The sequence below is a fragment of the Vreelandella zhanjiangensis DSM 21076 genome, from assembly GCF_000377665.1.
Lineage (GTDB): Bacteria > Pseudomonadota > Gammaproteobacteria > Pseudomonadales > Halomonadaceae > Vreelandella > Vreelandella zhanjiangensis.
Map to the genome: position 1 here is coordinate 127,301 of NZ_KB898652.1, position 19,910 is coordinate 147,210.

The following is a 19,910-nucleotide window of genomic DNA, read 5'->3' on the forward strand; positions in this document are numbered from 1 at the left end:
TACGCTAGCCATTACGTCGCAGGAAATAAATCCCCACGGCGGCACAGGCCAGGGTCGGCACCAGTACCGCCCATACAGGAGAAAACCCAAAAATCGTTGATGCAGGGGCCAGCAGATCCTGAATATATTTAAACGCAAGCCCGGTGACCACACCATAAAACACCCGCGTTCCCGCCGCCACGGTACGCAGCGGGCCAAATACAAACGAGGCGGCAATCAAGACCAGCGAGCCCATGGTGAGCGGCATAAGCATCTTTTGCCAGAAGTACAGCAGCGGTTGATCCGCGGTTAGCCCCTGCGCCTGCAGATAGCGCGCATAGGCCCACAGCTCACTGGGTGCCTGGCTCTCGACATCACGTAGCAGGCGCTCCAACTGTACTGGTGTAATATGCGTTTCCCAGAAGGCGCTGTCGTAGCTTTCAGACTCGGTATAATCACCGTAAATACGTGTGGTAGTCACATTTTCAAGCCGCCAGGCGCCCTCTTCCCAATGCGCACGAGCAGCATGCGTGGCTTCGACCAGCTGCCTTTCATCAAAGCGGTAGCGAGTTAAATCAAGTACTACTTCGTCGGCGCGAATCGCCCCGAACCGGTAAACGCTATCACCTTCAAACTGCCAGCCGCTGCGACTGGCGGGCTGGGCGCTTTCGCCCTGGCGCTGCTCAAGCTGCCACGCTTCGGCAAACTGCTCGGTGCGTGGGCTTACGAACTCGGCGATCAGCAGCACCACAACCACCACCAGCAGCACCGGCTTCATCACGCCCCAAACAATACGCGCCAGTGAACGCCCAGAGGCGCGCATAACGGTAAGCTCATTACTGGACGCCATGCTGCCTAAACCAATCAGCGCGCCAATCAGGACCGCCACCGGGGCATACTGATAAAAACGCCACGGCGTACGCATGAGTAGGTAGAAGAACACATCCAGTGCGGTGTAATTGCCTTGTACGTGGCGCAAGTCACCAATGTAGGCAAGCGTGATATCCAGCCCCAACAGCACGAACTGGACAACGATGATCGCCCCCAGTACGTTGCGGGCGATATACCGATCTAAACGATCCGCAACTATCAGCACATTCAGCATTAACGCATCCCCTTACGCTGAGAGCGCCATAAAAGCAGTAATCCCAGGCCTAAAAACAGTAAATGTACCGGCCAAACGCCGATCAGCGGCGTTAATTTGCCGCTACCAATGGCATCGACTGCCGCGAGCAGCAAGCTTAAATAACCGACATATAAAAAGACCGCGGGCAGCAGCTTGGCAAACCGGCCCTGGCGCGGGTTCACGCGGGAAAGCGGCTGAGCAAGAAGGGCCAGCACGAACACCATGAACGGCAGCCCTGCACGCCACTGAAACTGCGCCTGAGCACGCGGGTTGGGGTCGTGCCAAAGCGCTGCGGTGGTTGCGAATTCAAGCGAATCCAGCTCCTGGCGGCTACGGCTTAACCCCAGACGCATCGTATAGCGTTCAAAGGTAAGCCGCTGCGCATCCATCTGGCCGGGGGCCACGCCATAACGTTCGCCATTTTCCAGCACCAGAAAGCGGCTGCCCGTTTCAACCCGGGTTTCCTGATGGCCCGACGCCGCCCGCGTCACAAAACTATGCGGGCTTTCAGGCCCGGGCAGCTCGTGCACCAGAACCTCCTGCATTTCAGTGCCTTCGCTATTGAAGTCAGTGATATACGCCGTACGCCCGCCGCCAAAATCCTGAAAGCGCCCTGGGGCCAGCACCGAGACATCCAGGCGGCTGCTCTGCTCTTCAAGCGTGGCCGCTGTTTGCAGCGCGCCAGCCGGGGTTAGCCACAGGCTGCAAAGAGCGACCAATACCGCAACGATAGAGGCAGGCAGCAGCGTGACCCGTAAAAGACGCAGCGGGCTCATGCCGCAGGCCACCATGACGGTAATTTCGCTGTTCATATAAAGCTGCCCATAGGCCAGCAGAATACCCAGGAAAAACGCCAGTGGGAGCACCAGCTCCATAAAGCCGGGCAGATGAAACATCATCAGGCTGCCCAGAATGGTGACTGGAAAATCACCCTCCGCTGCATCTGAAAAGTAGCGAATAAAACGACTGCCCATAATGACGAGCAATAGAATACCGGCCACCGCGGACATGGTGAGTAACACTTCGCGAGTTAAGTACCGAAATAAAATCAACGCCCTCTCCGGCTAATCGTGCAGGATGCCATGCAATGCGTCCATGGCTTGGGTACACTAAACGAACACTCAGTACGGGGCATTATCCCGAATCCCTCGATGCTTGTCTTGTTGGAGACGTCATGGAATTTTCCGTTCAGACCGCCAATCCGGCTAAAGCCGAAACGGCTTGTCTCGTCATCCCCGTTTTTAAAGGTAGCGACTTACTACCCACGGCCGCCAGATTAGACGACGCCAGCGAGCGTTTAATCGGCCAGTTGCTTGAGCGCGGTGATTTTGATCCAACGCTTGGCAACGTGCAGATGATTCCGTTTGCACCGGGTCTTGGCGCAGAGCGGCTATTGTTAGTAGGCCTCGGCGAGCGCGAAAAGTGCCAGGAAGCCGCGTTTTTAAAAGCGCTGGATGCCGCCATGGCAGCACTTACCAAACTGCCGGTGGATGAAGCCAGCATCGCATTTGACGATGTGCCGCTTGAAACCCGTGACAGCAACTGGAAAGCCCGCAAGGTACTGGAAGCCGCTGAGCGCGCCATTTACCGTTTCGATCAGTTTAAGTCGCAGCCCGCACCTTTAGCGAGCCTTAACGAATTAACGCTGATGGTGAGCGAAGCGGGTGACGCTAAGCTTGCCAGCCAAGGGGCACGCATTGGCGCGGCCATCGGCCAGGGCATTAACTACACCCGTACGCTGGGTAATTTACCGGGCAATGTGTGCACGCCGCGCTATCTTGCCGAGCAGGCCGAAGAGCTGGGCCGGACTTCCAACGGCGCGCTGGACGTCGAGATTCTTGATGAAGACGCGCTGGAAGCGCTGGGCGCAGGCTCGCTGCTTTCCGTGGGCCGGGGCAGCAGCCAACCCACCCGCTTGATCGTGATGAAGTACAACGGCGCAGACGAGCGCGAAGAAGCGCCTCACGTTCTGGTAGGTAAAGGTATCACCTTCGATACCGGCGGCATTTCGTTGAAGCCTGGCGAAGGCATGGACGAAATGAAATTCGACATGTGCGGCGCCGCCAGCGTATTTGGTACCGTCAAGACAATGCTGGCTATCAAGCCCAAGCTCAATCTGGTGTTTATTGTCGCTGCCGCCGAGAACATGCCGGACGGCCTGGCCACCAAGCCCGGCGATATCATCAAGACGCTTAAAGGCCTGACGGTTGAAGTGCTCAATACCGATGCCGAAGGCCGTCTGGTACTTTGCGACGCGCTGACGTATGCCGAGCGCTTCAAGCCGGCAAGCGTCGTGGATATTGCCACGCTTACTGGTGCTGTCATTGTTGGTCTGGGCCACCACGCGACCGGCCTGCTCTCCAATGATGATGATCTGGCGCTCGATTTATTAGAAGCGGGCGAAGCGGCCTGGGACCGCGCCTGGCACCTGCCTCTTTGGGATGAGTACCAGGACCAGTTGGAATCCAACTTCGCGGATCTGGCCAATATCGGTGGACGCCCGGCGGGTACGATTACCGCGGCGTGTTTTTTGTCGCGCTTTGCCGATCACTTCCCCTGGGCGCATCTGGATATCGCCGGTACCGCCTGGCACTCAGGCAAACAGAAAGGCGCTACCGGCCGCCCGGTCGGCCTGCTTTCGCAATACCTGCTGGACCGTGAAACCGACGCTCAGGTAGAAAGTAGCACCAATTAATATCCTGATTGAGCGCTCGATGGTTGCCTTTCAGGGCGACAACCGTTAAACCTGAAAGTATTAGCGTGTGCCAGTCCTTTATGGCACACGCTACTCCTGACGATATGCTTACATTCGCCCTTCGGGGCCTGGCTCTAGCGGAGAAAACACGCCGTGCCCACTAGTTCTACGACTCGTTTTGAAATCCTGCCGTCCAATCAGCCGACGGCCGATAGTATCCGTGACAATATCCTGACCAACCCAGGGTTTGGCAAGTACTTCACCGACCATATGGTCAATGTCCGCTGGACGGTCGATGCCGATTGGCACGGCCACCAGGTGCGCCCTTACGGCCCGCTAACGCTCGACCCGGCCGCCTCCGTGCTGCATTACGGTCAGGAAATTTTTGAAGGTATCAAAGCCTATCGTCATGCTGACGGTTCGGTCTGGACCTTCCGCCCGGAGAAAAACGCCGAGCGTTTCCGCCGCAGTGCCCGCCGTTTAGCCTTGCCGGAGCTAGCGGATGAAGATTTCATCGGTTCGATCAAGGCGCTGCTGGCCCAGGACCATAGCTGGGTACCCACGCCGCAAAGCGATGCAGACGAGTGCAGCCTTTACCTTCGCCCGTTCATGATCGCCACGGAAGCTTTCCTGGGAGTACGCCCGGCTCACGAAGTGGATTACTACGTGATCGCATCCCCGGCGGCGTCCTACTTCAAGGGCGGCATCAGCCCGGTATCCATCTGGCTCTCCTCGCATTACAAGCGGGCAGCCGCGGGCGGCACCGGCTTTGCCAAGTGCGGCGGCAACTACGCAGCATCACTGGCCGCCCAGAAGGAAGCCGAATCTCACGGCTGTGGTCAGGTAGTGTTTCTGGACGCTGCGGAAAGCAAGTGGATCGAGGAACTGGGTGGCATGAACCTGTTTTTCGTGTTCAAGGATGGCCGCCTGGTCACCCCGCGCCTGACGGATACCATTCTGGAAGGCGTGACCCGTAACTCGGTGCTCACCCTTGCCAAAGACATGGGTCTGACCCCGGAAGAGCGCCCGATCAGTATTGATGAGTGGCGTGACGGCGCGGCTTCCGGCGAGATCACAGAAGTGTTCGCCTGTGGCACCGCCGCGGTCATCACGCCGGTAGGCGAGCTGGTCACGGAAAACGAGCGCATTCGCTTGAACGGCGACGGTGGTAACGACGTCGCCATGCGCATTCGCAAGACGCTTCTGGATATCCAGTACGGCCGCAGCGAAGACAAACACGGCTGGCTTACCCAACTGGTGTAATGTCTCCCCCGCCGCCGCCAGCAATGGCGGCGGTGATGACGTTCATTTGGAATGGCTTTGAAGCGCTTTTAAAGCCCTTTCAGAGAGCTTGGCAAACGCTGGAGCCGCTATGGCGCGCATCGATTTTTATATTCTCCCTGATACCACTCTGGACGCGCGTTTGGCATTCGCCTGCAAGCTGGCCGAAACCATTTGGCGCAAAGGCTATCGCCTGCACCTTCACTGCGAAGACAAGGCCCTTGCCGAACAGGCGGACGCAGCCCTGTGGAATTTTCGTGAGGACGCCTACCTGCCCCACGCGCTTGAAGACAGCGAGATGGCGGCCAGCGTGCCGATAACGCTGGGTTGGCAGACACTGCCCACGCCCAAAGAAGAAACCGCGCTCCTCAATCTGCACCCCGATATTCCTGACGGCGTTGAACGCTATGCGCGCGTTGCAGAAATTATCAATCAGCATCAACACGTTCTGGTCGCCAAGCGCGCTTGCTGGCAGCGTTATAAAGAGCTTGGGCATGAAGTGGTGCCGCATAAGCTTGGCTAACCAAAATGAGCGGTCCTTATGAATGACAAACCTGCGTCACTGACAACACCGCCGGACGGCTATGCAGCTTGGCTAGCTGAGCTCAAAAGCCGCATCCATAGCGCCCAGCAGCGGGCGACACTGGCGGTCAATCGCGAGCTGGTGATGCTCTATTGGCAGATTGGACAGGATATTCTCCAGCGCCAGGCCGAACAGGGCTGGGGAGCTAAAGTAATAGATCGACTGGCACATGATTTGCGCACGGCCTTTCCTGAAGGGAAAGGATTTTCCAGAGCAAACCTGATGTATATGCGTGCATTTGCCGAGGCTTGGCCAGACGCCGAAATTGTCCAACAGGCTGTTGGACAATTACCCTGGGGCCACAACCTGGTGCTGTTGAGCAAGTTAAAAGAGCCCGCTGAGCGCTTGGCTTATGCTCATGCTGCATTGGAGCATGGGTGGTCACGCAATGTACTGGTGATGCAGATTGAGACCCGCTTGCTGGAACGCCAAGGAGCGGCGGTTACCAATTTTGAAACCCGCTTACCCAAGCCACAATCAGACCTGGCGCGCGAGTCGCTTAAAGATCCCTACCGCTTTGATTTTCTCGGGCTGTCTGCCGAGTCACAGGAGCGTGAAGTGTAAGGGGCGTTAGTGCGCCATGTCACAGAGTTTTTACTGGAGCTAGGCGCTGGCTTTGCCTTTGTCGGACGGCAGGTAGTCGTCGACGTGGGGGGCGAGGAGTTTTTTATTGATCTGCTCTTTTACCATCTTAAGCTGCGTTGCTATGTGGTCATCGAACTGAAGACCGGCAAGTTCAAGCCAGAACATCTGGGACAGCTAGGCTTTTATCTCACGGCGGTTGATCGCCAGCTCAAAGATGAGCAGGACAATCCCAGCATCGGCCTTTTGCTATGCAAGAGCAAAAATAAGGTAGTGGCCGAGTATGCATTAAGCGATAAGTCCCAGCCGATGGGCATTGCCGAATATAAATTGTTGGAATCACTGCCTACCGAGCTACAAACGGGCCTACCTAGCATTGAGCAGATCGAACAAGAACTAGGCGAGATAAAAGATCAGTCAAAATAGAAGAAGCAACACCGCGTAAGCCTTGTGGCACAAATGACCAACAAAGCAGAACATTAATAATAACTAATTAGTGGAAAAGCATGATATCTGTCTCTTTTTTATCCCGCCATCCGCTAGCCGTGATTGTTATTGCCCAGCTGTTTGGCACCTCGCTGTGGTTCAGTGTTAATGGCGTTGGCTTGGCATTGCAGGAGGCAGTGGGTCTTAGTGAAGGTGATCTTGGCTTACTGACCATTGCGGTGCAGGCTGGGTTTATCACCGGCACGCTATTAATCGCCATTACCGGCCTTGCCGACCGCATGCGGGCAAGTCATCTGTTTGCACTGTCAGCGGTGCTCGGTGCACTTATCAACGCGGCGTTTATTGGCGTTGCCGACAGCATAACGCTGGCGGCAGTGGCACGCTTTGCCACCGGCCTATGCCTGGCAGGCATCTACCCGTTGGGCATGAAGCTGGTGGTGAGTTGGACACCTTCGCATGCGGGAGCGGCCCTGGGCTGGCTGGTCGGCATGCTGACACTGGGCATCGCCTCGCCCCATTTACTGCGCGGATTAACGCTGCATCTTCCCTGGCAGTGGCCGCTACTGCTGGCATCTCTTTTGGCGCTGGTGGCCGCGTATATGATTTCCCGTTTGGGCGTTGGCCCCCACCTGCCGGCCAAGGCGAGTACCGGCCGCCCGTGGGCTGGGCTGAGTGCGTTCAAGCAGCGCCAGTTTCGCAAGGCCGCGTTGGGCTACTTCGGCCACTGTTGGGAGCTTTATGCATTCTGGGCGCTGGTGCCCTTTTTGGTTACCCGCGAGCTTGAGCGGCTCAGTGCGTCAGCAAGCCTTCAGCCGTGGCTAAGCTTTGCCATTATTGCCCTTGGCCTGCCTGGCTGCGTGTGGGCTGGCCGGTGGAGTCGGAAAGCGGGCAGCGCCCACGTTGCGTCTGTGGCGCTATTAACCTCGGGCGTACTTTGCCTGGTTTACCCTCTATTGGGCAGCCTTTCTCCTTGGCTCCTTCTGGCGCTGCTGGGCATTTGGGGCGTTAGCGTGATAGCCGATTCAGCACAGTTTTCGGCGCTGGCATCGACCCACGCACCCGCCGAGCGGCTAGGTGCAGCCTTGGCCATGATGAACGCTATCGGCTTTGGTTTGACCATTCCTTCAATTGCCTTGGTAACCACACTTTGGGCAAGCCAGAGCGTGGCGGTTATCTGGTGGTTATTGCCAGGCCCTGTGTTGGGTTTAATCGCGATGCGTGGGTTAAATCTCCCCTCGGCAAAGGCCTGACGCTCTGCCCCTTATCGCGCTATACTTGTCACCATTTTTTTGCACGTTGTGAGCCGACTCCCCATGGAAAAGACCTACCAACCCGAACAGATCGAAACCCGCTGGTATAAGCGCTGGGAAGCCGATAACCGCTTTGCCCCTTCGGGTAAGGGCGCGCCTTTCTCCATCATGATTCCGCCGCCCAACGTGACCGGCAGCCTGCACATGGGCCACGCGTTCCAGGACACCATCATGGATACCCTGACGCGCTTGAAGCGTATGCAGGGCAATAACACGCTGTGGCAGGTAGGTACCGACCATGCGGGTATCGCCACGCAAATGCTGGTTGAGCGCAAGATCGCTGCCGAAGAAGGCAAGACTCGCCACGATCTGGGCCGCGATGCGTTCATTGATAAAGTGTGGGAGTGGAAGGAAGAGTCGGGCGGACACATTACCCGCCAGCTGCGCCGCATGGGCGCGAGTGTCGACTGGAGCCGCGAGCGCTTCACCATGGACGACGGCTTCTACAAAGCCGTTCAGGAAGTCTTCGTGCGCCTGCACGAAGAGAAGCTGATCTATCGCGGCAAACGGCTGGTCAACTGGGACCCGACCCTGCATACGGCAATTTCCGACCTGGAAGTGGAAAACAAGGAGCAGCAGGGCAGCTTCTGGCACTTCCGCTACCCGCTGGCCGACGGGGTTAAAACCGACGATGGCAAAGACTATCTGATTGTGGCCACCACCCGCCCGGAAACCCTGCTGGGCGATACCGGCGTGGCAGTAAACCCCGAAGATGCGCGTTACGCCTCGCTGGTCGGCAAGTTTATTGAACTACCGCTGGTAGGTCGGCGTATTCCTGTCGTGGCCGACGAACACGCGGTAATGGAAAAAGGCTCGGGCTGTGTAAAAATCACCCCGGCTCATGACTTCAACGACTACGAGGTCGGCAAACGCCAAAACCACCTGCTGATTAGCGTCTTCTCAAAAGATGCCACGATTCTTGAGCAGGCGGAAATCTTCAACCTCAAAGGCCAGCCTCAGCCTGAAGAAGATGCCAGCCTGCCCGCCAAGTATGCAGGCCTGGACCGCTTTGAAGCGCGTAAGCAGATCGTGGCCGATATGGATGCGCTTGGCCTGCTGGAGCAGGTGGAAGCTGTTAATAATACCCTTCCCTATGGTGACCGCTCGGGTGATGTGATTGAGCCGCTGTTGACCGACCAGTGGTTTGTGGCCGTTGAATCGCTGGCCAAACCGGCCATTAAAGCGGTTGAGGATTGCGAGATCCAGTTCGTACCTAAAAACTACGAAAACATGTACTTTGCCTGGATGCGCGATCTGCAGGACTGGTGTATTTCCCGCCAGCTGTGGTGGGGTCACCGCATTCCTGCCTGGTATGACGCCGAAGGTAACGTCTACGTTGCACGTAGCGAAGCCGAAGCGCGTGAAAAGCACGGCCTGGATGCCGATCTGGTGCTAACCCAGGACGAGGACGTTCTGGATACCTGGTTCAGCTCGGGCCTGTGGACCTTCGGTACGCTTGGCTGGCCGGAAAAAACCCCTGAATTGGAAACCTTCCACCCCACCAGCGTTCTTGTAACGGGCTTTGACATCATCTTCTTCTGGGTTGCCCGGATGATTATGATGACCCTGAAGTTCACTGGCCAAGTGCCCTTCAAGACCGTGTATGTTCACGGCCTGGTGCGCGACGGCCAGGGCCAGAAGATGTCCAAATCCAAGGGCAACGTACTCGACCCGATCGACCTTATCGATGGCATTACGCTGGACGCGTTGCTTGAAAAGCGCACCGGCAATATGATGCAGCCGAAACAGGCCAAGGCGATTGCCAAAGCGACCAAGGACGAATTTAAAGACGGTATCGAAGCCCACGGCACCGATGCGCTGCGCTTTACCTTCCTCTCCCAGGCCACCACCGGGCGCGATATCAAGTTTGATATGAATCGTCTGGATGGCTATCGCAACTTCTGCAACAAGCTGTGGAACGCTTCGCGCTACGTGCTGATGAATGCTGAAGGTGAGGATTGCGGCAGCGATGGCAGTGAAGTAGAGCTTTCCCTGGCGGATCGCTGGATTATTTCCCAGTTGCAGAAAGTTGAAGCCCAAGTGACCAAGGCAATGGACGAGTACCGCTTCGATCATGCCTCTCAAGCGCTGTATGAATTCGTCTGGAACGAGTACTGCGATTGGTATCTGGAGCTTTCCAAGCCGGTGCTATGGGACGAAAACGCGTCTATTGAAGCCAAACGTGGCACCCGCCGGACACTGGTACGCGTTCTGGAAGTCATTCTACGCCTGGCTCACCCGATGATGCCTTACATTACCGAAGAGATCTGGCAGCGCGTATCGCCCTTGGCCGGTACGTTTATGGGCGAAGGCGCCTCCTTGATGCTGCAGGCCTGGCCCGAAGCTGACGAGAGCAAGATCGACGAGCAGGCTACCCGCGATATCGAGTGGCTAAAAGGTGTGATCATCGCTGTGCGTAACATTCGTGCTGAGATGAACATCGCCCCCGGCAAGCCGCTGGATGTGCTGCTGACCAAGGGCCAACCTGAAGATGCCAAGCGCCTGGAAAGCAACCGCCACTTCCTGGCCAAGCTTGCCAAACTGGAAAGCGTCACCTGGCTTGAAAACCCTAACGATGCTCCGCTTTCGGCAACTCAGCTTGTTGGCGATATGGAAGTCTTGGTGCCGATGGCCGATTTGATCGACAAAGACACCGAGCTTGCCCGCCTGAATAAAGAGATCGACAAGCAGGACAAGCTTATTGGCGGTATCGAGAAGAAGCTTTCCAATGAAGGCTTCACCGCCAAGGCTCCGGCCGCCGTGATCGAGAAAGAGCGCGGGAAGCTTGCTGAGTTCCAATCCGCCAAGAAATTGCTCGAAGAGCAGAAGGCCAAGATCGAAGCACTGTAGACCCGCCGAGATACGACGACCCACCACCAACGCCACCTTAGGGTGGCGTTGGTGTTTCAAACAGCAGCTAGACACATTAGTGGCGGAAGACGTACTCCGAACCATCGGTGAAGCGGCTGAAACGATAGATGGAGGGGTCGCAGGTCGTTTCTTCACCTGCAATCATTTCGGCGAGCATTTCCCCCGAGGCGGGGCCCGTGGTCAAACCATTGCCGGAGAAGCCGGTAATCACGAAGAGCCCGTCGTTGTCCGGCACTTCCGAAATCACTTGGGTAGAGTCGGGCGTGGCGTCGATCATGCCGGCCCAGCGCTCGCGCACCTGGGCGTTTTCATACTGCGGATAGGCGCGGCGCAGGTTCGCAAGCGCTGTGTTTACCTCGTTCTCATCCACACTGCCCGAGAGCATGCGCACCTGCTCGAAGGGTGTGATCTCGTTGGCGGACCAGCGCGAGGCCATATTGAGCGAGGCAAAGAAGTCGCTCGACAGGCGCACCTTGAGCAGATCGCCGGAGTGCTTCAACGCCGGCATGAAGTCCAGCAGCATGCGGAAGCTGTCGGTGGTGATGGGCGCGACGTTGGTCGACACGCCTACGGCGGTTTCCCCGGTGTCCATCTGGCGCCAGGCGAAGTCTGGCCCGTATCCGGCGCCGGGCAAGGCGTTGTCGATTGGGCTCAGGCGCTGCATAGAAGAAGCGATGGTCAGCTGGGGCAGATGAATGCCCAGGTTCCCGGCAAACAGCGACGACCAGGCGCCACCCGCCAGCACTACCCGGGAAGCCTTGATATAACCCTTCTCCGTATGCACGCCGACGATCCTGCCGCCCTGGCGGTCGATAGTACGGGCCGCACAGGGCGAGACGATCTGCACGCCTTCATTCATCGCCCCCCGCGCAATTCGCGAAACCGAGTAACGCGGCTCAGCGGTGCCGTCGCTGGGTTGATGAAGTACCGCCTTGTATTGCTCGGCGCCATTGGGCAGCAGCCGACCAAGCTCGGTGCCGGTGACCAGTCGTGCATCGGTCTGCGGCTGGATATGGCGCGCCTCGGCAAGCCACTCCCGGCTTGCGCTCACCTCATCGTCGGTGGCCAACAGCGAGAAATTACCGGTCTGGCGAAAGCCGATATCTTCGCCGAAGCGGCCGGCAAAACCCTGCCAGATCGCCTTCGAACGGTTGGCAAGCTCCAGCTTGCCCAAGTCCCAGCTGTTGGAATAGACCCAGCCAAAGGCACGGCTGGACTGCTCGCCCGCCACCACGCCCTTTTCGAGCACTACCGTATTCAGCCCCTTCTCGTTCAGAAATAGCGCCGTGGAAAGCCCTGCAATGCCACCGCCAATCACCACGACATCGGTCTCGGCGGGTAAGGTGTCCGAAGTAGCCACCCCTTCTGCGCGGGGAATTTGCGATTCAAGGCGCCATCCTGGCCTAGCGCCATAGGTGGCTCCCAAAAAACCACCCATTAAGCCGCCAGCAATACCGGTACCGGCGCCTAGTAGAAAATTACGTCTGGATATTTTCATTGCTTAAACCTTTCAATGTCCTGCACGAAAGCGGCGTTTGGGGAGCCACGTTGAGAGTTAAAAAGCAATTATGACTACTCAGTCGGAAAATAAAAAGTGGGCTTTTTTGTTTCAATCGATCAATGCAGTGAAACGAAGGAAATAAACGTAACCGCCTGCCTGAACGGCTTTCGGCGCAATCTAACGTGGATAAGGTAAAATGAGGGGAGATTCATCCGCCTCTCCATTCATTTACAGGGAGCGGCTTTCCACGCAATAGAGAGCCCTATGGCACGCAAAAAAGAAATCTCACTTGACCGCATTCTGGATGCAGCCGATGCCATCATCATGGAGAGCGGCGGACGTCAGTTCACTCTCGACGCCGTGGCCGAGCGGGCAGGTATTAGTAAAGGGGGGCTGGTCTATAGTTTTGCGACAAAAGATGACCTGGTAGCTGCCGTCCTGCAGCGCGAAATCGACCGCGTTCAACACGCCGTTCAAACGCGGGCAGGAAACGATTGGGAACATAAGCATAAGCGATTGCTGGCTTATCTGGATGAAGCCCTGACCGAGGATGACCGCCTTATTCGTCGCTCTGCCTATCTTATGACAGCCCTGCTTCAATCACCGGAAAAATCGCGCCCGGCAAGGGAGTATTATCGCTCGATTCTGGATCTATTCGATGGCGGCAGCACCGCGAGTAAAGAGATTCGCCAAGCCGTGCTGGCCATGGAGGGGCTGTTTCTACTGCGTGGGCTAGGCTTGGCGGACCCATCCGCGGCTGAGTGGCGTTCGGTACTCGCGCATGCCCGCGCTACTGTCGCCAACGCTATTAATGACGGCGCTATCAATGACGGCAGTATGGAGTAATTCGTTAGGCACAAGTGTCACCCGCCAGTGACCGAGGCAATGGTGGAATTCGCCGTATTCTGCCTTATAACCTGCAGGGGCTTGCCATAGTATTTGCCAGCTTCATGCGCCTTGCCGATCGCCTGATTGAGCGCATGGCTGCTTTTTTCGATAATGCTTTACATAAGCTACAGCGCCACTCTTAAGCTAAGCAACTTAGACGCAATACAAAAACCCTCATACCCGCTTACGCGGGTATGAGGGTTATTTCCAGATTAGCGGCGCTAAACAATTTACATATTTTTGAAAGATTTACTTTATATATCATCAATCTTATCGAATGAATATGCCTTGGCAAACGTTTCTAATACCTTGCGTACAACTTTACGCTGGTCAATAGGCAAACTGCGGTAAAGCGATAATATTTGATGCTCTTCATTATTAGATGATGCCTCAAAAGTGATAAAAGGCTTACTAACATTATGGATACTTCCTTCCCCGTAACGTAAATAATGGGGGTCAATGCATAGCCACTTCGCCAATAGCTGTAGCTTGTCTTGATTGGGGATCGAATCGCCACGCAGCCATCTTCTTACTGCCTGAAAAGTAATAGGTTTTCCCCAATAACGTAAATTGAATTCCCTTTCAAGCGTTGACGGACGGATATCATAACCAGCTGATTCCATCGCTAATTTTAAACGCTTCGCAAACATAATTTTTTCATTCATGCCTCCAATGTGAATTGATTATTCAACACCAGTTGAATAGCAGTTCACTTTTTGATTGAATCGATAATTCAATTTAAAGTTTCGCATCACAATGTCAGCTTCGCGGAGTTGGATATAGCGAGACTTGGTGCCGCTGGAGGCCCACCATGAGTAAAATATTTTACTTACACAATCGACGTTTGGTTGGTCAACACAGCCAAAGTTTTTTGCTCTTATCGGCTTCCAGCCACGCCGAACTTTATGAACAATTAGCTAAAACGCTTTATTACATGCTAGTAGAGAAAAGCAGCCCGGTCGTTATCTATCAGCGCTTGCCAACCGATGAGCTGCATCTGGTTTACGCCTTTCCGTTTGAAAACATGCCTGAGCCGCACAGTCGAATGTGCTCCACTGCGGAGTTTTCCAGCTCGTCACTCAACTATCATGTGCTAAAAGACAAACATGAGGTACTGGGATACGTTGGATACCCGCCATCTACTTGTGCAGGAGTAGCACGCGAGATTGAGGCATTAATCGATATTGCTACACATCAATGGCGCCTGTTAAACGCTCAACAGATGGCGAGCAGCAGACAAGGCGAACAATAATTCAAACACCGCCTATTTATAATACTCAACTATTTACAGGCATTTCGTGGGAAGCGGAGCAGTATTTCACCTTTACAGACGGTCAGCGTATAACATGGGCCTGCCGACATTTCGCTGGAGTTGACCATCGAGTATCGGCAGGCCCAATAAGGATTAAGGGGCTTTATTTACCTTCGCGCCAGCCACCCAGTACGCGACTGTCCGGCCCGAAAAAGACCAGGCGATCATGATCAATCAGGTAGCGGTAAGCGTTATCCAGCATGTCCGTTACCCGCTTGGCATCCGCCATATTTGGACAGGCCATGCGTGTAGTGGCAAGCCCTTCAAAATCGATGCGGTGACTCTCGCCAAGGCTTACGTTGCCGGTAAAGCGGTTGCAGCCGTCAGAGCCTGCCACTTTCCCATCCTTCGAGATCGTAAAAAACGGCGTTTCCGCAAACGATAGCCGCTCATCGGTACCGATTAGCAGCAGATTCCAGCGCTGATCCACTATCGGGCCTGACAAGCCTGTATGGCGCGGCGTGTCGTTAAGCTGTGGTTCGTCCGGCGTGCTGCTGCACGCGCTGAGCAATACAGCGGTCAGTGCAAGAAACGGCAGCAGGCAGACTCGGGCGCGGTGTTTTTTCATGAGCATGTTCTATTCCCTTACCAGCTACCGCTGTTTTCCATGGAGGCCCAGGGCTCTTGAGGTGCCAAAGCATCGCCTTTTTGCAGAAGCTCGACTGAGATACCGTCAGGCGATTTTACAAACGCCATATGGCCGTCGCGCGGCGGGCGGTTTACGGTGACACCGTTGTCCTGAAATTTTTGGCAGAGTGCGTAAATGTCATCCACGCGGTAAGCCAGATGACCAAAGTTACGTCCGCCCGTGTACTCTTCCGGGTCCCAGTTATAGGTCAGCTCGAGTTCGGGAGCGGTTAACTGGGCTGAGCGCTCTTCGTCTTCTGGGGCGGCAAGAAATATCAGCGTGAAGCGGCCTTTTTCATTCTCTTTACGACGTACTTCTTTAAGTCCCAGCAGATCACAGTAAAACCGAAGTGAGGCGTCTAAATCTTTAACACGCACCATGGTGTGTAAATATTGCATGCTTTAACTCCTTTGGTGATAACAATCCAGTGTACTCGTTACTGCATAACGCAGATGTGATGATTACGCAGCCAGCCTGCTAACGCCATAGGCAGTGTTTCTTAAGAAGCATAGGCGTAGAATCTCTTGACAAAAATGTGACACCCAGCAATCAATCCAATAACTCTGTACAATAAATAATCGCAAACCATATTAACGGGTATCGCTAAAAGGAGAAACCAGTGGATTCAATCACACAGGCTGCGCTAGGCGCCGCTGTAGGTGGAACGGTACTTGGCCGCCGCCTGGGGCGTAAAGCTGTGCTGGTTGGAGCACTGCTGGGCACGCTACCTGACCTGGATGTCGCGCTGGATTACGGCGATGCTATTGCCAATGTAACCGAGCACCGCGGCTTTTCTCATTCGCTACTGGTGCTGACCGGCCTCGCCACGCTGCTGGCCCTTTTGTGTACACGCTTTGCGCCTGCCCGGGATATTTCTTTATCTCGCTGGTGGTGCTTTTTTACGCTATGTTTGGTGACCCACCCGCTGCTGGATGCGCTAACGACCTACGGTACGCAGCTTTTTTGGCCGCTGGATACGCCGCCGGTGGCATGGCCGATCATCTTTATTATTGACCCGATTTATACTCTGGCTCTTTTGATAGGCCTGGGAACGGCGCTGGCATCCCAGCAGGTGCGCAAATACTGTGGCCTGGGTCTTGCCGTATCGTGCGTGTATCTAGCCCTGGCAGCAGGCGCCAAGTGGAGTGTGGAGCAGCGTCTGGCCCCGGCTCTTGCTGAACAGGGCTTAACGCAGGCCCCTTTATTGGTTCAGCCGACGCCGTTTAACATTGTGCTATGGCGGGCCACGGTGATTGATGAAGACCGCTATTATGAGAGTCTTATCAGTATCTTCGATGCGCCTCGCCTCCCCCAGCTAGAACCCTTATGGCGAAATGCGGCGCTGGAAGACACGGCGCTTTCCGGCCCGCTAGGCCAGCGGTTAACATGGTTTACCGGCCCTTTTTTACGCTACGAAGTTCGTTGGATTGATGGCAAGGAAACGCTAGTCGCCACCGATATCCGGCTAGGCTTTCCGGGATTTCACCCGTTTAGCTTTACGCTTGCCACTCTTGAGGATAATCGCTGGGTACCGGTAGCAAACAGCGAAGGCGTCGCGGCGACTAACGGGTTAAGCCTTGCCACGCTGTCACGGCTTGCTGCACGCGCTTCGGGCAATGTTTCAGCGCTGTGCGCCAGTGATTTTGTCGCCTCACACTGGCGCGCCGAGCGCTTTCTCTACCGCTGTTAACCGCTAATTTAATGGACAGTTACGGGGCAATACCCTGACCACAGCCGCTATATTGCTCGCCAGCATAGGTAAGCGTTACACGGGCAGGAAAAGGCTTGCCGCTCATGTCGTCAAAACAGGCGGCGGCTTCAATACGTAGGCGAAAGAACGGCTCAACGCGGGCATTTTCAAGCACCACACGGCCCGCTTCGTTATCCATTACGCTCACCATATACGGAAGCTCAATACGCTCTTCCCCATAGTTGAGCTGCATGGTTAGCGTGGGCGCATCGTGCGCTAACGCCACCGTCCAGCCCGGCTCGTTGCCCTGCCCCCAGAACATGACGCCTGGTTTTTCCGTTCTGGTAATGGCCGTTCGCTCTTCACTCAACGTGCACTGCAGCTGACCACGCGGCGTTTCTACCATGGCCTTATCGCCACGGTTCCAGAAACTGATACTGCCGTCTTGATAACGCGCTCCGCTGGCTACCACGGCTTGGGGTAAACGCCAGGCACCATGTAACGACCAAAGCCGTAAATCACTGGTATTCGTCGCGGTAACCAAGTGCTGATTAGCCGGCTGACAATGCCAGCCCTGAAAGCGCTCGGCCGTCCCGGAAAAAAGTACCGACGGCAGCAGCGGCGCACTGCTGTTCACGGTCATTTTGCCTGGCTCGCCGACCGGAGCGGCCGTTGAGGCACAACCGCCTAGCGCGACTAACAGTGCGCTCGCAGCGATTAACGGAAGTGGTTTGGACACCAGTGTCATTAACAAATGCTCCCTGCACGCGTGATTTATTGTGTCGTGGTTCAGCTTCGCTTGAAAGCGTGTAGATCCTGCGAGTCGAAGGTATCAGCCCTGGGCGATAGCCCAAGCGCTTCCCGCTTGGCTTTTATGTGATTGGCTTCTGCCACCCAGGCAGTATCCTGAGAAGGCGACCGGCCATTTAATTCAGCCAGTTGAGTAATGCCCTGATGGTAAAAGGTTAAAACATTCAGTGCCGCTTTGTTATCGTCATCGACCGCGCGCCGGAGCGTCGGTAAATAACCTCTAATTTGCGATAGGTGCTGCTTTAATTGCCAGACGTAACGCATCTCGGTCATCCACGGCCGCTCGCGCAATACTGCAAATAGCGCACTGGTCGCCAGAAGCCCCAGAAAAACACCCAGCGCGTATAGCCAGAGGCTATTGCCGAAGGTGGATGTCAGCAGCATGGAGAACAGCATTCCAAAAATAAGCAGCTGGCCCGCCATTGCAAAACTGATCATGCGTGCCTTGCGGCGATAGCTATGTGAATCATGCTGCTCGAGGGTAAAAACCATGGCCAACCTCGTCATCTAATGGAACGCTCTATGATACGGGGGTGACCAAAGCAAACAAGCCTGGGTTACTAAAAACCTGAGCGGTCAAACGTTAGCTTAATCGCTCGGCGGCTGTTTTTAGTAACCGCTCGGTTGCCTCCCAGCTAACGCAGGCATCGGTGACCGAAACGCCATAGCGCAGGGCATTCGGCTGCAGGGGCTGCTTGCCTTCAAACAGGTGACTTTCCAGCATCAGGGCAACCAGATTGGCATTACCTGCCTGCCGCTGGGCGAGTACATCCAGCATCACCTCACTTTGGCGGCGATGATCTTTACGCGCATTGGCGTGGCTGCAATCAACCATTAACCGCGGGTTCTGGCCGGCCTCATGCAGCGCCTTGATAGCGGCCTGAACATGCGCTGCCTGGTAATTAGGCTCGCCATGCCCGCCGCGCAGCACCACGTGTGTATGCGGATTACCGGCCGTTTGCTGCATGATGGGCCGCCCATTGCTGTCTTGGGCAAAACGCTGGTGGCCATGGCCCGCCGCCTGCATGGCATCGATCGCGACCTGCACATCACCGCTGGTAGCATTTTTAAACCCGACCGCGGCGGCCAGATCGCTCGCAAGTTCGCGATGCAGCTGTGATTCGGTGGTCCTTGCCCCAATCGCCACCCAGCTTAAAAGATCGTCCAGGTAAGGCGCGAGCATGGGCTGAAGCAGCTCGGTTGCCACCGGCAGACCACGGGCGGCAACGGCATGCATCAGCTCTCGGGAGAGTGTGATGCCCTTGGCCATATCGCCGCTGCCGTCTAAATTCGGGTCATAGGCGAGCCCTTTCCAGCCCACGGTGGTACGGGGTTTTTCAACGTAGACCCGCATCACGGGTAAAAGCTGTTCGCTTACCTGCTCGCTGAGTACCGCCAGACGGTCAGCGTACTCGAGAGCTGCGTCCGGATCATGGATAGAGCAAGGCCCTACCACGACCAGAAGCCGGTCATCCTGGCCACTCAGAATGTTTTGAACCGCCTGGCGCTGCTGGGACACCTGCTGGCTTAAGCGGGCGTCTATCGCCACGCTTTGGCGCAGCTCGGCCGGTGTAGGAAGCAGCTTTTCCGTGCTGGGCGTGCTGACAGCAACGGGAGTGATATTACGTTCAGAGCTAAGGGCTAGGCTTGCTGGGGCATTCATAAAGGTTTCTCCGGTAGCGCATGACATCGTTTGACGTTGCCACCCAGGCAAGCACGGTCGGAGGTGGCAGCTTGCACCGACCGCGCGTCGCTAAATCGCCAGCCATAGCCCACATAGCCGGTAGCGATAGTGACGTTATATGCGCGATACATCATGGTGCAGCTCCTTAATGACATTCCTATGGCGAAAGCCTTAAAACGCAAAAGCCCCGATTGGGTTACCAACCGGGGCTATATTCGGCAGGCAACCTAGTCGGTGTGCCTGGTAGCGCGACGTTAACCGTCGGCCGCGGGCACACCGTGGCTAAACCAATATCCAAAATAGGCAATAACGCTCATGCACACGCCAACCGCCACCAAGGGCAGACTGTTAGCAGTGTGAGAAGACGCGTATATGTGCATATTTTTCCTGATCATTGGCAAGCCTGTAGGCACTGCGAAATATAATTGTGTAAACCGCTAGCTCTTTAGAAGCAATTGTCTTAAAAAACTAATCGTCTTAAAAAACAATTGTTTTAAAAACCGAACGCTTTAAAAATCAGCCG

Annotated in this window: 21 protein-coding genes; 11 read left to right on the top strand and 10 right to left on the bottom strand. The window is 55.7% G+C overall.

Going from position 1 to position 19,910, the window contains the following annotated elements:
* Positions 1 to 4 precede the first annotated feature (4 nt).
* Together lptG and lptF are read right to left on the bottom strand one after the other, a co-directional pair.
* Positions 5 to 1,084 (bottom strand): LPS export ABC transporter permease LptG, encoded by a 1,080-nt coding sequence (gene lptG / locus D467_RS0114320; RefSeq protein ID WP_018918217.1) that lies wholly within the window; start codon positions 1,082 to 1,084, stop codon positions 5 to 7.
* On the bottom strand, positions 1,084 to 2,157 hold the full coding sequence (gene lptF, locus D467_RS0114325; RefSeq protein WP_018918218.1) for an LPS export ABC transporter permease LptF: 1,074 nt from the start codon (positions 2,155 to 2,157) through the stop codon (positions 1,084 to 1,086). Before lptF ends, lptG begins: the two co-directional genes overlap by 1 nt.
* 122 nt (positions 2,158 to 2,279) lie before the next feature.
* On the opposite strand from lptF, the gene D467_RS0114330 reads away from it, so the two are divergent.
* From D467_RS0114330 to D467_RS0114355, 7 genes are all read left to right on the top strand, one after another.
* Complete coding sequence (locus tag D467_RS0114330; protein ID WP_018918219.1) at positions 2,280 to 3,800, top strand: leucyl aminopeptidase; 1,521 nt, start codon at positions 2,280 to 2,282, stop codon at positions 3,798 to 3,800.
* Between the two features lie 153 nt (positions 3,801 to 3,953).
* Positions 3,954 to 5,063, top strand: a complete 1,110-nt coding sequence (locus D467_RS0114335) for a branched-chain amino acid aminotransferase (RefSeq protein WP_018918220.1) — start codon at positions 3,954 to 3,956, stop codon at positions 5,061 to 5,063.
* 109 nt (positions 5,064 to 5,172) lie between these two features.
* Positions 5,173 to 5,604 (top strand): DNA polymerase III subunit chi, encoded by a 432-nt coding sequence (locus tag D467_RS0114340; protein ID WP_018918221.1) that lies wholly within the window; start codon positions 5,173 to 5,175, stop codon positions 5,602 to 5,604.
* 18 nt (positions 5,605 to 5,622) lie between these two features.
* The gene (locus D467_RS20015) at positions 5,623 to 6,228 is read left to right on the top strand and encodes a DUF1016 N-terminal domain-containing protein (RefSeq protein ID WP_018918222.1); all 606 of its coding nucleotides are present in this window, start codon (positions 5,623 to 5,625) and stop codon (positions 6,226 to 6,228) included.
* A gap of 9 nt (positions 6,229 to 6,237) precedes the next feature.
* Positions 6,238 to 6,672 carry a PDDEXK nuclease domain-containing protein gene (locus D467_RS20020; RefSeq protein WP_018918223.1) on the top strand — a complete coding sequence of 145 codons (435 nt, stop codon included), beginning with the start codon at positions 6,238 to 6,240 and terminating at the stop codon, positions 6,670 to 6,672.
* 80 nt (positions 6,673 to 6,752) lie between these two features.
* Positions 6,753 to 7,943, top strand: a complete 1,191-nt coding sequence (locus D467_RS0114350; protein ID WP_018918224.1) for an MFS transporter — start codon at positions 6,753 to 6,755, stop codon at positions 7,941 to 7,943.
* Positions 7,944 to 8,006: 63 nt separating this feature from the next.
* Positions 8,007 to 10,853 (top strand): valine--tRNA ligase, encoded by a 2,847-nt coding sequence (locus tag D467_RS0114355; protein ID WP_018918225.1) that lies wholly within the window; start codon positions 8,007 to 8,009, stop codon positions 10,851 to 10,853.
* A 76-nt stretch (positions 10,854 to 10,929) separates the two neighbouring features.
* On the opposite strand, the gene D467_RS0114360 is transcribed toward D467_RS0114355, so the two are convergent.
* Entirely contained in the window at positions 10,930 to 12,372 is a 1,443-nt protein-coding gene (locus tag D467_RS0114360) for an NAD(P)/FAD-dependent oxidoreductase (protein ID WP_018918226.1), read from the bottom strand.
* A gap of 267 nt (positions 12,373 to 12,639) precedes the next feature.
* Between D467_RS0114360 and D467_RS19290 the strand changes: the two genes are divergently transcribed.
* On the top strand, positions 12,640 to 13,221 hold the full coding sequence (locus D467_RS19290; RefSeq protein ID WP_018918227.1) for a TetR/AcrR family transcriptional regulator: 582 nt from the start codon (positions 12,640 to 12,642) through the stop codon (positions 13,219 to 13,221).
* Positions 13,222 to 13,235: 14 nt separating this feature from the next.
* On the top strand, positions 13,236 to 13,406 hold the full coding sequence (locus tag D467_RS19865) for a hypothetical protein (RefSeq protein ID WP_018918228.1): 171 nt from the start codon (positions 13,236 to 13,238) through the stop codon (positions 13,404 to 13,406).
* Between the two features lie 111 nt (positions 13,407 to 13,517).
* Here the strand turns inward: D467_RS19865 and D467_RS0114375 are convergent, their stop codons facing one another.
* The gene (locus D467_RS0114375; protein ID WP_018918229.1) at positions 13,518 to 13,928 is read right to left on the bottom strand and encodes a transcriptional regulator; all 411 of its coding nucleotides are present in this window, start codon (positions 13,926 to 13,928) and stop codon (positions 13,518 to 13,520) included.
* A 146-nt stretch (positions 13,929 to 14,074) separates the two neighbouring features.
* Between D467_RS0114375 and D467_RS0114380 the strand changes: the two genes are divergently transcribed.
* Positions 14,075 to 14,515, top strand: coding sequence for a hypothetical protein (locus D467_RS0114380; protein WP_018918230.1), 441 nt, complete (start codon positions 14,075 to 14,077; stop codon positions 14,513 to 14,515).
* Between the two features lie 163 nt (positions 14,516 to 14,678).
* Here the strand turns inward: D467_RS0114380 and D467_RS0114385 are convergent, their stop codons facing one another.
* Together D467_RS0114385 and gloA are read right to left on the bottom strand one after the other, a co-directional pair.
* Positions 14,679 to 15,149 carry an META domain-containing protein gene (locus D467_RS0114385; protein WP_018918231.1) on the bottom strand — a complete coding sequence of 157 codons (471 nt, stop codon included), beginning with the start codon at positions 15,147 to 15,149 and terminating at the stop codon, positions 14,679 to 14,681.
* Positions 15,150 to 15,160: 11 nt separating this feature from the next.
* Entirely contained in the window at positions 15,161 to 15,601 is a 441-nt protein-coding gene (gene gloA, locus D467_RS0114390; RefSeq protein WP_018918232.1) for a lactoylglutathione lyase, read from the bottom strand.
* Between the two features lie 221 nt (positions 15,602 to 15,822).
* Between gloA and D467_RS0114395 the strand changes: the two genes are divergently transcribed.
* Positions 15,823 to 16,893, top strand: a complete 1,071-nt coding sequence (locus tag D467_RS0114395) for a metal-dependent hydrolase (protein ID WP_018918233.1) — start codon at positions 15,823 to 15,825, stop codon at positions 16,891 to 16,893.
* Positions 16,894 to 16,912: 19 nt separating this feature from the next.
* On the opposite strand, the gene D467_RS0114400 is transcribed toward D467_RS0114395, so the two are convergent.
* The 4 genes from D467_RS0114400 to D467_RS19940 form a co-directional block, all read right to left on the bottom strand.
* A complete protein-coding gene (locus D467_RS0114400; protein WP_018918234.1) occupies positions 16,913 to 17,641 on the bottom strand; it encodes an MliC family protein in 729 nt (242 codons plus the stop codon).
* Positions 17,642 to 17,682: 41 nt separating this feature from the next.
* Positions 17,683 to 18,195 (bottom strand): DUF3087 family protein, encoded by a 513-nt coding sequence (locus D467_RS0114405; protein WP_018918235.1) that lies wholly within the window; start codon positions 18,193 to 18,195, stop codon positions 17,683 to 17,685.
* A gap of 91 nt (positions 18,196 to 18,286) precedes the next feature.
* The gene (locus D467_RS0114410) at positions 18,287 to 19,366 is read right to left on the bottom strand and encodes a 3-deoxy-7-phosphoheptulonate synthase (RefSeq protein WP_018918236.1); all 1,080 of its coding nucleotides are present in this window, start codon (positions 19,364 to 19,366) and stop codon (positions 18,287 to 18,289) included.
* Positions 19,363 to 19,521 carry a hypothetical protein gene (locus D467_RS19940; protein ID WP_018918237.1) on the bottom strand — a complete coding sequence of 53 codons (159 nt, stop codon included), beginning with the start codon at positions 19,519 to 19,521 and terminating at the stop codon, positions 19,363 to 19,365. Before D467_RS19940 ends, D467_RS0114410 begins: the two co-directional genes overlap by 4 nt.
* Between the last annotated feature and the right edge of the window lie 389 nt (positions 19,522 to 19,910).

Coding starts and splice junctions, on each gene's coding strand:
- D467_RS0114385 (WP_018918231.1), bottom strand. CDS start 15,149: ATGCTCATGAAAAAACACCGCGCCCGAGTCTGCCTGCTGCCGTTTCTT.
- gloA (WP_018918232.1), bottom strand. CDS start 15,601: ATGCAATATTTACACACCATGGTGCGTGTTAAAGATTTAGACGCCTCA.
- D467_RS19290 (WP_018918227.1), top strand. CDS start 12,640: ATGGCACGCAAAAAAGAAATCTCACTTGACCGCATTCTGGATGCAGCC.
- D467_RS0114410 (WP_018918236.1), bottom strand. CDS start 19,366: ATGAATGCCCCAGCAAGCCTAGCCCTTAGCTCTGAACGTAATATCACT.
- lptG (WP_018918217.1), bottom strand. CDS start 1,084: ATGCTGAATGTGCTGATAGTTGCGGATCGTTTAGATCGGTATATCGCC.
- D467_RS0114360 (WP_018918226.1), bottom strand. CDS start 12,372: ATGAAAATATCCAGACGTAATTTTCTACTAGGCGCCGGTACCGGTATT.
- D467_RS0114405 (WP_018918235.1), bottom strand. CDS start 18,195: ATGGTTTTTACCCTCGAGCAGCATGATTCACATAGCTATCGCCGCAAG.
- D467_RS0114375 (WP_018918229.1), bottom strand. CDS start 13,928: ATGAATGAAAAAATTATGTTTGCGAAGCGTTTAAAATTAGCGATGGAA.
- D467_RS0114350 (WP_018918224.1), top strand. CDS start 6,753: ATGATATCTGTCTCTTTTTTATCCCGCCATCCGCTAGCCGTGATTGTT.
- D467_RS20015 (WP_018918222.1), top strand. CDS start 5,623: ATGAATGACAAACCTGCGTCACTGACAACACCGCCGGACGGCTATGCA.
- D467_RS0114340 (WP_018918221.1), top strand. CDS start 5,173: ATGGCGCGCATCGATTTTTATATTCTCCCTGATACCACTCTGGACGCG.
- D467_RS19940 (WP_018918237.1), bottom strand. CDS start 19,521: ATGATGTATCGCGCATATAACGTCACTATCGCTACCGGCTATGTGGGC.
- D467_RS0114400 (WP_018918234.1), bottom strand. CDS start 17,641: ATGACACTGGTGTCCAAACCACTTCCGTTAATCGCTGCGAGCGCACTG.
- D467_RS0114380 (WP_018918230.1), top strand. CDS start 14,075: ATGAGTAAAATATTTTACTTACACAATCGACGTTTGGTTGGTCAACAC.
- D467_RS0114330 (WP_018918219.1), top strand. CDS start 2,280: ATGGAATTTTCCGTTCAGACCGCCAATCCGGCTAAAGCCGAAACGGCT.
- D467_RS0114355 (WP_018918225.1), top strand. CDS start 8,007: ATGGAAAAGACCTACCAACCCGAACAGATCGAAACCCGCTGGTATAAG.